The following is a 7,695-nucleotide window of genomic DNA, read 5'->3' as shown; positions in this document are numbered from 1 at the left end:
CGCCCGCCCAGGGCTTCTCGATTCCTGACCGGTCCGCGCCGCCGTGCGCACGGGACCTTTGCCCGGCCGCCCTACCCTGCCGACAAGAGCAGCCGAGCCACGGGGGGCAGGCATGCAGATCATCGAACACAGCGTCATCGGCACCCGCTCGGCCGTGCTCCGGCTACGCCGGCCCGGCAGCCGGTTGGAGTTCCTGGTGTTCCCGATGCTCCACGTGGCGAGCCCGGGGTTCTACGCAGCGGTCACGAAGCGGCTCCGGGAATGCGACCTGCTCGTCGTCGAGGGCGTCAGCGGCCGGTCGGTGGTCGGCTCGGCGTTGACACTCACCTACCGGGCCATGCCGGCCAACCGGCGCTCCGGCCTGGTGACGGACCCCATTCCGTACGCGTCCCTCGGTGTCGAGGTGCTCAACCCGGACGTGTCGGCGGCGGAGTTCGCCGAGGGCTGGCGGGCGATGCCGCTGCGGTACCGCCTCCAGATGTGGCTGGTGATCCCGTTCGTGACGGTGATGCAGTTCTTCGGCGGCACCCGGCGTCTGCTCTCACCGGAGATCGAGGTGAACGACCTGCCGTCGGCCGCCGACGAGCGGTACGCCGACCACGAGTTCACCGAGCACGCCGAGCGCGCGTTCGGCGGCGAACGCGACGAGCGGCTGCTCGCCGCGTTGTCCGAGCTGATCCGTACCCGGTCCTCCGAGCGCATCGACGTGGCGGTCGTGTACGGCGCCGGGCACGTGCCGGCGATCGTGCGCGGGCTCTTCGAGCTGCACGGATACCGGCCTCGCGCAGCCGAATGGCTCACCGTTCTGGAGCGGTGAGCCGGACGCTCAATCGGCGGCCAGCTCCGGCCGGTGCTCCTTGATCCACTCCTGGACGTCCGACTTCAACCAGACCTTGCCCTGCACGAGGTCGGCCACCGGCTCCGGGAAGTTGCGGTTACTGGTGATCACGTAGACCCGCTGCTTGCTGATGCCGCCCAGCATCACGCGAATCTCGGCTGCGCCCACCAGCTCCATACGCCGGACGCTAGACAGTTGACCTGGCTCCTTGACTCGGGTCAACGCCTCGGTCACCGTATGGGGTATGCCGACATCCTCGCCGCCGGGCCGCCCGCCCAGAGCGATCCGGCCGCACGTGGCGATCCGGCCGCTGTGGCTCTGCCGGGTCTGCGCCGGCCCGTGGCCGTGCCAGCCCGCGCGCCTGTTGTTGCTGCTGGAATACCGGCGGGACCGGGTGGCGCTGTCGATCTACATGGCGACATGCCTGTTCGACGCCGCCGCCGACCTGCTGAGACTCAACCCCGATCCGGGCCCACGTCCCGACGAACTGTTCCACCGGTTCGTCGCGTGGACGAGACACACCTGAGCGGACAGGTCACTCTCGTCCCGCCGGGCCCGCTGACCAGTCGTCCACCCGCATCCGCGACGGCGACCTCGCTGTCTCAGAGCGCCGCACGAACCCGGCGACGGCGAGCGCGCTCATCGTGGTGGCCACGGCAGCGGCCAGCACCAGGAGGGTGGTCTCCACCTGCACCGTACGCATGTACTCGCCGCCGTTCGCGGTGGCCGACGCGTAGCGCACGGCCGCGAGCGGGTTGAGCAGCACCGCGGCGATGCCGGCGGTCCAGGCCGCCCTCGGTAGCCGCTCGTCGCCGGGACTGACGGTCCGCCGGGCGGCCCAGCAGCCGAGGGCCGCGAACGTGACGAGCAGCGTGACCGGCAGCAGCCAGAGCACGGCGGGCAGCAGGTCGCGGAGGGGCACCACGGCGTCGAGCAGCTCCACCGGGAAACTGGCGCCGTCGTGGGTCACCACGCCGATCCGGTGGCGGTAGGCCGCGAGCGCGACCAGGGTGCAGCCGATGTGGACGGCGATCAGGGCGACGAGGGCGGACAGTGCGGCGCGGCGGGCGGACACCGGGCCGAGGCTACCGCCCGCGCGCTCCGGCGGGGGGCCGCCCGCACCGCGCGGTCAGACACTCAGGGCGAGATCGGCGACCTCGGCCGCGCAGCCCCAGGACAGCGTCACCCCGGCGCCGCCGTGGCCGTACGCGTGCACCAGCCGCCCGTCCGCCGGGTCGATCTCGACCCGGGGGCCGCCGTGCCGGGCCGGCCGCAGCCCGATCCGCTCCCCCAGCACCGGCGCGTCCGCGAGTTGCGGCACCAGCGCCACGCACCGGCGGCGGATCGCCGCCGCCTCCTCCGGGTCGGGACGGGTGTGCCACACCCCCGCCTCGTAGGTGCCGCCGAGCACCACGTCGTGGCGGCGCGGATGCACGTACGTGATGCCGGCCGGGTCGCCCTCGTCGCGTACCGAGACGGTCAGGCCGGGGTTCGCCACCAGCAGGACGTGCCCGCGCGCCGGGTACACGGCCGGGTCGGCGGCGAGCCGCCCGGCGGCCAGACCGGTCGCGTTCACCACGACCGGCGCGACCTCGTACGCCTCGGCGAGCGTGCCCAGCGCACGGCGGACGACCCGGCCGCCGCCCGACTCCAGGCGCTCCCGCAGCCAGGTGAGGTACGGGGTCATCTCCACCGACGGGGCGGTGAACCGCAGCAGCGCGGTGTACGGCGGCTCCGCCGGCTCGGCCGTCAGGTCGCCGCAGGCGTCGGCCCACCAGGGCGGCCCGGCGTAGCGGTGGCGCAACCACATCCGGGTGGGCCGGTCGACCACCCCCGGCACGCCGTCGGCCGCCTGGCGGCGCAGCTCGGCGTGGGTGTCCCGGGCCCAGCGCAGCACCCGTGGGTCCTCGTCGGTGTGGCTCGGGTACCAGACGGCGGCGGCCACGGTGGACACCGTGTCGGCCGGGTCGTGGGCGGTCAGCACGGTGACCCGGGCGCCCCGCCGCTGGAGCGTGAGCGCTGTCGTCATCCCGATGACCCCGCCGCCGACCACCACCACGTCCGCCTCGGTCATGTTCCGCTCCCGTCACCCGTACCCGTGTGTTCCTGCCGATGGTGGCCGCCCGGACGCCCGGTGTCCAAGACGGATCGGGCGGCGCACGGGACAAATCGCTTTGTCCGTCTCGGTTACGCTCGTGGCGTTTGGCCTTGGGGAGGTCTCATGAGTGCGGATCCTTCGATGAGCGGCGACTTCACCCGCATGCTCGACGCGACGATGGCGGCACTTCGGACAGTGGGTCCGCCGCCGGCGGACGAGCCGGAGACACCGGCGGTCGGCGAGGCCGCCGACGGGCAGGTCCGCGCCGAGATGGGACGCGACGGCAAGCTCCACGCGCTGCACGTCGAGCCGCGGCTGATGCGGCTCGGCTCCGAGGAGCTGACCGCGCACATCGTCAGCGCGGTGAACGCGGCGATCGACGGGCTGCGTACCGGCGAGAATCCGCAGGTCGCGGACATGTCGCAGTTACGGGAGCAGTTGCAGGAGGTACGGGACACCGCCGTTCCCCGGCTCGGGTCGTTCCTCGATGCGCTGACCGAGGCGCAGGAGCGGATGGCACGCGGCGGGCAGCGATGAGCGGCGGAGGCTTCGAGGTGCACCCGCCGCTGATCCGGGCCGCCGGGCGGGGCGTCACCGACGCGGCCAAGCGGTTCACCGGCGAGCTGGAGGCGTTCGAGGCACGGATGCAGGGCTACGGCGAGCCGTGGGGCGCCGACGACATCGGGTCGCTCATCGGCATCGCCTACACCGAGGTGGCGAACTACATCTTCGACTGCGTCGGCATGGCCGCCGACGAGTTCACCGCAGCCGGCACCGACATCGCCGGGATGGCCGACTCGTACGAGCGGGTCGACGAGGACGGCGCGGGCACCATGCGTTCGCTGGCCGGCGGGCTGGGCTGAGCCGTGGGACTGCAACTACCGGGTGAGCTGGTCACCGCGCTCGGCTGGATCGGCTACACCTGGCCGGCCGCCGACGAGGAGAAGCTCTTCGAGATGGGCCAGGCGTGGCTGGAGTTCGGCGGCCGGATCGGGGCGGCGGCCGGCGCGGCGGACGCGGCTGCCGCGCAGGTGTGGACGCAGAACGTCGGTCCGGCGATCGCGGCGTTCCAGAAGTGGTGGGGCGGCGAGCAGAACGGGCCTGTCGTGCTGCACGACAGCATGCCCGCGGCGATGCTGCTCGGCGCCGGGCTGATCATCTGCGCGGCGATCGTCCTGGCGCTGAAGATCGCGGTGATCGTGCAGCTCGCCATCCTCGCGTTCGAGGTCGCCCAGGCGATCGCCACCGCCGTGGTCACGTTCGGCGCCTCGCTGGCCGAGATCCCGATCTTCCAGATCATCACCCGGGAGATCGTCGGCGCGCTCATCGACCAGGTCATCGGGAGACTGCTCGATGCCTAGCCCGAGGCGCGGCCGGGGCGCCGCCGCGAAACCGGCGGCCGGCAAGATCGTCCGCAAGGCGGTCGAGAAGCTGGAGAAGCCGATCGTCCGGGTCACCGGGCCCAACCGGAGCCTGCCGACGAAGGTCGTCCGGGTGCAGCGCCGGGACTTCCACGCCACCGCCCAGTTCCGGCGCAAGATGGCCGCGCTGAAGAAGCTCAGCGACGACGGCAAGCTCTACAAGGCCACCAACCCGGTGGCCCGCGACAAGAACCTCACCGACGGGTACAAGGACCGGATCCGCCAGAAGATCTGGGACAAGTACTGGCCGCACGACAAGGACCTCGCCAACCGGCTCAGTCAACGGCTCAGCGACTACCACCCCGACCACGTGTGGGAACTGCAGCTCGGCGGGCCGGACACCGTCAACAACCTCAAGCTGCTGCATGGTAGAACCAACACGGACATCGGCTCCCAGATCTGGGGGCAGATCCAGAATCTGCCGGACGGAACCCCGATCCGAATAGAGGTAGTGGATTGACTTCCGATCTCGCGCAGCTTCTCGCCGAACTCCGCGCCGACCTGGCCGCGGACGAGCCGGCCAGTCTCGCGTACGGGCAGATCGGCGACCCGGCCGACGAGGGCGACGTGCCGGCGGAGCTGCCGGACGGCGTCCGCGAGTTCCTGCTCGTGGCCGACGGGCTGCGGGCCGGCGCGTTCGAGCTGGCCTCGACCGGCCGGCTGCCCGGTGTCCAGTACTTCCTCGACTACGCGCCCCACTTCTCCCCCATCGGCCAGGACAAGGGCGGCTGGCTGGTCGTCGGCACACGCAGCGACGAGCCGATCTTCCTGGAGCGCGCCACCGGGGCGGTCTGGTACTTCCCGCCGACCGGCACCGAGTGGTTCATGGGCGACGCGTTCGAGGAACTGGCGCCCGACCTCGACTCGTTCGTGCACTACTACGTGCTCGGCCCCGGCTACGCCGAGCTGGTCACCGACGACGACGGGTGGTACGCGTTCCTCGACCGGCAGGGCCTGCTCGACGAGGCCGAAGCCGAGGACGAGGACGAGGCGCAGCCGTGACAGTCACCCGTGAGCAGCTCACCGCGCTGTGGGGTGAGCGGGGCGTCATCTACTTCCCCGACCAGCGTTTCGACGCGATCCTCGGGCCGCTCGGGCCGGAGGTGTTCCCGCCCGACGGCGCGCTTCCGGTCGAGGTGCCGATCCTGTTCACAGTGGACGTCTCGGTCCCCGACGTCGAGCTGTTCTCCACGCTGTCGATCGAGCTGGGCGACCAGGGCCCCCGCCCGTACGTCGTGCTGGGCGCCTCGCCGGAGGACCCGGCGCTGCTGTTCTGCCTGGACGCGGGCACCGGCGCGGTGATCCTGCTGGACCTGGAGACGCCGAACCTGGAGACGGTGAACAGCACGTTCGCCGCGTTCGTGGAGTTCCTCTACCGGCTCGGCCAGCTCATCGCCACCGACCCCGGCGGGCGGGAGCGGGCCGCGCGGGCGGCGGCGATCCGCGACGACCTGCGTCCGGTCGACCCGGTCGCGTTCGCCGAGCCGGAGTCGTGGTGGAACATGGCCTTCGACGAGCTGGAGTCGACCGCCTGAGGTCAACCGGCCGCCGGTGCGGCCCGGTCCGCGCCGGTCAGCCCGGCGACGAGCAGCAGGTACGCGGCCAACTCCACCGCCACCGTCAACGCCGCCACCGGTTGCGGCATCGCCAAGGTGGGCGGGATGGCGTACCAGGCGAACAGGGCGGTGCCGTCAGCCGAGACAGGCAGGTGCACGGCCTCGATGCCCGCGTCGAGCAGCGGCAACGCGAGCACCGCCAGCAGTGCCGCGCCGGTCGCGGCGAGCCGTCGGCCCCGCCCGGCCAGCAGCACGGCGAGCGCCAGCGCGGCGAGTGCGAGCGCCAGCGGCGGCAGCACCGCGAGGACGAGCGCGGGCACGACGTCGGCCTGGTCGTACCCCGAACCGTCCACCCGGGTCAGCGTGGTCTCGGTGCGGATCTCCAGGCCCGGGGTGACGGCGGCGACGGCGACGCCGATGTCGGTGACCCGGACTGCCGCGTACCCGACGACGGGTGCGGCGGCGACCGCGGCGGCGATCAGGTGCCGGCGCCGTCCATGGCCCCGGCACGCGACCAGCAGCACCGCCACCGCGACAAGCGCCGCCCAGCTCCCGGCGAGCGCCGCGTCGAAACCGGCCGTCCGGTCGACGGCGCTGTCGCCGCTGCCGTACACCGTCCAGCCGAAGTCCCCGGCGCCCGGCCCGGCCGGCATGGTGCGGACCGCGTCCACGATCAGCGGTGCGAGCGCCGCCGGCACCGCCCAGCGCGGGGCGGGCAGTCCGGCGGCGACGGCGTACGCCAGCAGCAGCGCCAGGCTCAGCACCTCCGCGCCGCGCCAGAGCGGTGCGGCCACCAGGACGCCGACGACGTGGGCGACGGCGGCCACGGCCGCAGGGATCAGCAGCAGCGGAGCACGACGCACCGGCGGATCCTTTCACGGCACACCGGGCCGCCGCCGCCCCGTGATCGTCAGCTGCCGGCCGGCACCTGGTCCTTGATGTCGTCGTACCCGGCCGCGCCCGGCGCCTGCGCCGGGGTGTAGATCACCCGGATCACGCCGGTCGGGTACGCCTCCGTCGCGGCCACCCGCAGGTGGTACGGCGCGTCGCCCTCGTCGAACAGCCGGCGGCCCTTGCGGGCGGCGACCGGGTGCACCAGCAGCCGCAGCTCGTCCACCAGGCCCGCGGCGAGCAGTTGCTGCACCACCGAGATCGAGCCGGGAATGAGGATGCCCTTGATGCCGGCGTCGGCCTTCAGCGCGCGCACGGCGTCGGTCAGGTCGCCCTGGATCAGCTCCGAGTTGCGCCAGGAGAACTCCAGCGGCTGGCGGGACACGACGACCTTGCGCATGTCGCCGAGCTGCTTGGCGAACGGCGCGTCCTCACCGCCGGCGGCCTCCCGATCCGGCCAGGCGCCGGCGAAGCTGTCGTACGTCTCCCGGCCGATCAGCAGCACGTCGGAGGTGTCGTAGTCCTCGGTGACGGCGCGGCCCATGTTGTCGTCGAAGTACGGGAAGTGCCAGTCGGGGTCGATCTCGGCGACACCGTCGGCCGAGATGAACAGCGTGGAGATGACTTTGGCCATCGCGGTGCTCCCTACCTGTCTGTCTGGGATGTCGAAGGGTGGACCGCCGAGGCTTCGCGAACTCATCGCACCCGCTGTCGATTCTGCTGCCGAAACCCGATGGCCGGTCGCGGCGCGCCGCCGGTACGGTGCCATGACCGTGGCAGAAGGGGTGCGTGGTGACGGAGACGACGACGCTGTGGCGCCCGACCGGCCCACGGGAGCTCGACCTCGTCCGCGCCTCCGGCTGGCGGGCCTGGCCGCCGCGGCTGCCGGAC

At 72.6% G+C, this 7,695-nt stretch carries 13 protein-coding genes and 1 pseudogene; 9 read left to right on the top strand and 5 right to left on the bottom strand.

All coding sequences use genetic code 11. The annotated features are described in order from the left end of the window. Nucleotides 1-112 precede the first annotated feature (112 nt). A complete protein-coding gene (locus KBX39_RS17065) occupies nt 113-817 on the top strand; it encodes a hypothetical protein (RefSeq protein WP_210871482.1) in 705 nt (234 codons plus the stop codon). A 9-nt stretch (nt 818-826) separates the two neighbouring features. Here KBX39_RS17065 and KBX39_RS17060 read toward each other — a convergent pair whose 3' ends face one another. Then, entirely contained in the window at nt 827-1,015 is a 189-nt protein-coding gene (locus tag KBX39_RS17060; RefSeq protein ID WP_043325157.1) for a hypothetical protein, read from the bottom strand. A 67-nt stretch (nt 1,016-1,082) separates the two neighbouring features. Between KBX39_RS17060 and KBX39_RS17055 the strand changes: the two genes are divergently transcribed. After that, complete coding sequence (locus tag KBX39_RS17055) at nt 1,083-1,364, top strand: hypothetical protein (protein WP_043325158.1); 282 nt, start codon at nt 1,083-1,085, stop codon at nt 1,362-1,364. Between the two features lie 9 nt (nt 1,365-1,373). Here the strand turns inward: KBX39_RS17055 and KBX39_RS17050 are convergent, their stop codons facing one another. Both KBX39_RS17050 and KBX39_RS17045 read right to left on the bottom strand, forming a co-directional pair. Next, nucleotides 1,374-1,913, bottom strand: a complete 540-nt coding sequence (locus KBX39_RS17050) for a hypothetical protein (RefSeq protein ID WP_043325159.1) — start codon at nt 1,911-1,913, stop codon at nt 1,374-1,376. Nucleotides 1,914-1,967: 54 nt separating this feature from the next. Next, on the bottom strand, nt 1,968-2,912 hold the full coding sequence (locus KBX39_RS17045; RefSeq protein ID WP_210871480.1) for an FAD-dependent oxidoreductase: 945 nt from the start codon (nt 2,910-2,912) through the stop codon (nt 1,968-1,970). Nucleotides 2,913-3,059: 147 nt separating this feature from the next. Here KBX39_RS17045 and KBX39_RS17040 point away from each other — a divergent pair, with 147 nt between their 5' ends. From KBX39_RS17040 to KBX39_RS17015, 6 genes are read left to right on the top strand one after another with little or no spacing between them, the layout of a single operon-like run. Continuing rightward, nucleotides 3,060-3,473: a YbaB/EbfC family nucleoid-associated protein gene (locus KBX39_RS17040; protein ID WP_043325160.1), complete on the top strand. Its 414-nt coding sequence runs from the start codon at nt 3,060-3,062 to the stop codon at nt 3,471-3,473. Continuing rightward, nucleotides 3,470-3,799, top strand: coding sequence for a hypothetical protein (locus KBX39_RS17035; protein WP_113973245.1), 330 nt, complete (start codon nt 3,470-3,472; stop codon nt 3,797-3,799). The genes KBX39_RS17040 and KBX39_RS17035 overlap by 4 nt, the downstream gene beginning before the upstream one ends. A 3-nt stretch (nt 3,800-3,802) precedes the next feature. Then, nucleotides 3,803-4,297, top strand: coding sequence for a hypothetical protein (locus tag KBX39_RS17030; RefSeq protein ID WP_043325162.1), 495 nt, complete (start codon nt 3,803-3,805; stop codon nt 4,295-4,297). Continuing rightward, the gene (locus KBX39_RS17025) at nt 4,290-4,817 is read left to right on the top strand and encodes an endonuclease (protein ID WP_210871478.1); all 528 of its coding nucleotides are present in this window, start codon (nt 4,290-4,292) and stop codon (nt 4,815-4,817) included. Before KBX39_RS17030 ends, KBX39_RS17025 begins: the two co-directional genes overlap by 8 nt. Next, nucleotides 4,814-5,359, top strand: a complete 546-nt coding sequence (locus tag KBX39_RS17020) for an SUKH-4 family immunity protein (protein ID WP_210871476.1) — start codon at nt 4,814-4,816, stop codon at nt 5,357-5,359. The genes KBX39_RS17025 and KBX39_RS17020 overlap by 4 nt, the downstream gene beginning before the upstream one ends. Then, complete coding sequence (locus KBX39_RS17015; RefSeq protein ID WP_013285189.1) at nt 5,356-5,892, top strand: SUKH-4 family immunity protein; 537 nt, start codon at nt 5,356-5,358, stop codon at nt 5,890-5,892. Before KBX39_RS17020 ends, KBX39_RS17015 begins: the two co-directional genes overlap by 4 nt. A gap of 2 nt (nt 5,893-5,894) precedes the next feature. On the opposite strand, the gene KBX39_RS17010 is transcribed toward KBX39_RS17015, so the two are convergent. Next, entirely contained in the window at nt 5,895-6,776 is an 882-nt protein-coding gene (locus tag KBX39_RS17010; RefSeq protein ID WP_210871474.1) for a hypothetical protein, read from the bottom strand. Nucleotides 6,777-6,823: 47 nt separating this feature from the next. Continuing rightward, nucleotides 6,824-7,438 (bottom strand): dihydrofolate reductase family protein, encoded by a 615-nt coding sequence (locus KBX39_RS17005; RefSeq protein WP_210871472.1) that lies wholly within the window; start codon nt 7,436-7,438, stop codon nt 6,824-6,826. Nucleotides 7,439-7,596: 158 nt separating this feature from the next. Here KBX39_RS17005 and KBX39_RS17000 point away from each other — a divergent pair. Continuing rightward, a pseudogene (locus KBX39_RS17000) lies at nt 7,597-7,695 on the top strand (ADP-ribosylation/crystallin J1); the annotation flags it as partial.

The sequence above is a fragment of the Micromonospora sp. D75 genome (assembly GCF_018070405.1).
Classification (GTDB): Bacteria; Actinomycetota; Actinomycetes; order Mycobacteriales; family Micromonosporaceae; genus Micromonospora; species Micromonospora chalcea.
This window is presented reverse-complemented; position numbering and strand designations above follow the sequence as displayed.

What these genes read in the sequence shown, in the direction of transcription:
- KBX39_RS17065 (WP_210871482.1), top strand. Translation starts at nt 113, where the DNA reads ATGCAGATCATCGAACACAGCGTCATCGGCACCCGCTCGGCCGTGCTC.
- KBX39_RS17025 (WP_210871478.1), top strand. Translation starts at nt 4,290, where the DNA reads ATGCCTAGCCCGAGGCGCGGCCGGGGCGCCGCCGCGAAACCGGCGGCC.
- KBX39_RS17060 (WP_043325157.1), bottom strand. Translation starts at nt 1,015, where the DNA reads ATGGAGCTGGTGGGCGCAGCCGAGATTCGCGTGATGCTGGGCGGCATC.
- KBX39_RS17055 (WP_043325158.1), top strand. Translation starts at nt 1,083, where the DNA reads ATGCCGACATCCTCGCCGCCGGGCCGCCCGCCCAGAGCGATCCGGCCG.
- KBX39_RS17045 (WP_210871480.1), bottom strand. Translation starts at nt 2,912, where the DNA reads ATGACCGAGGCGGACGTGGTGGTGGTCGGCGGCGGGGTCATCGGGATG.
- KBX39_RS17035 (WP_113973245.1), top strand. Translation starts at nt 3,470, where the DNA reads ATGAGCGGCGGAGGCTTCGAGGTGCACCCGCCGCTGATCCGGGCCGCC.
- KBX39_RS17005 (WP_210871472.1), bottom strand. Translation starts at nt 7,438, where the DNA reads ATGGCCAAAGTCATCTCCACGCTGTTCATCTCGGCCGACGGTGTCGCC.
- KBX39_RS17040 (WP_043325160.1), top strand. Translation starts at nt 3,060, where the DNA reads ATGAGTGCGGATCCTTCGATGAGCGGCGACTTCACCCGCATGCTCGAC.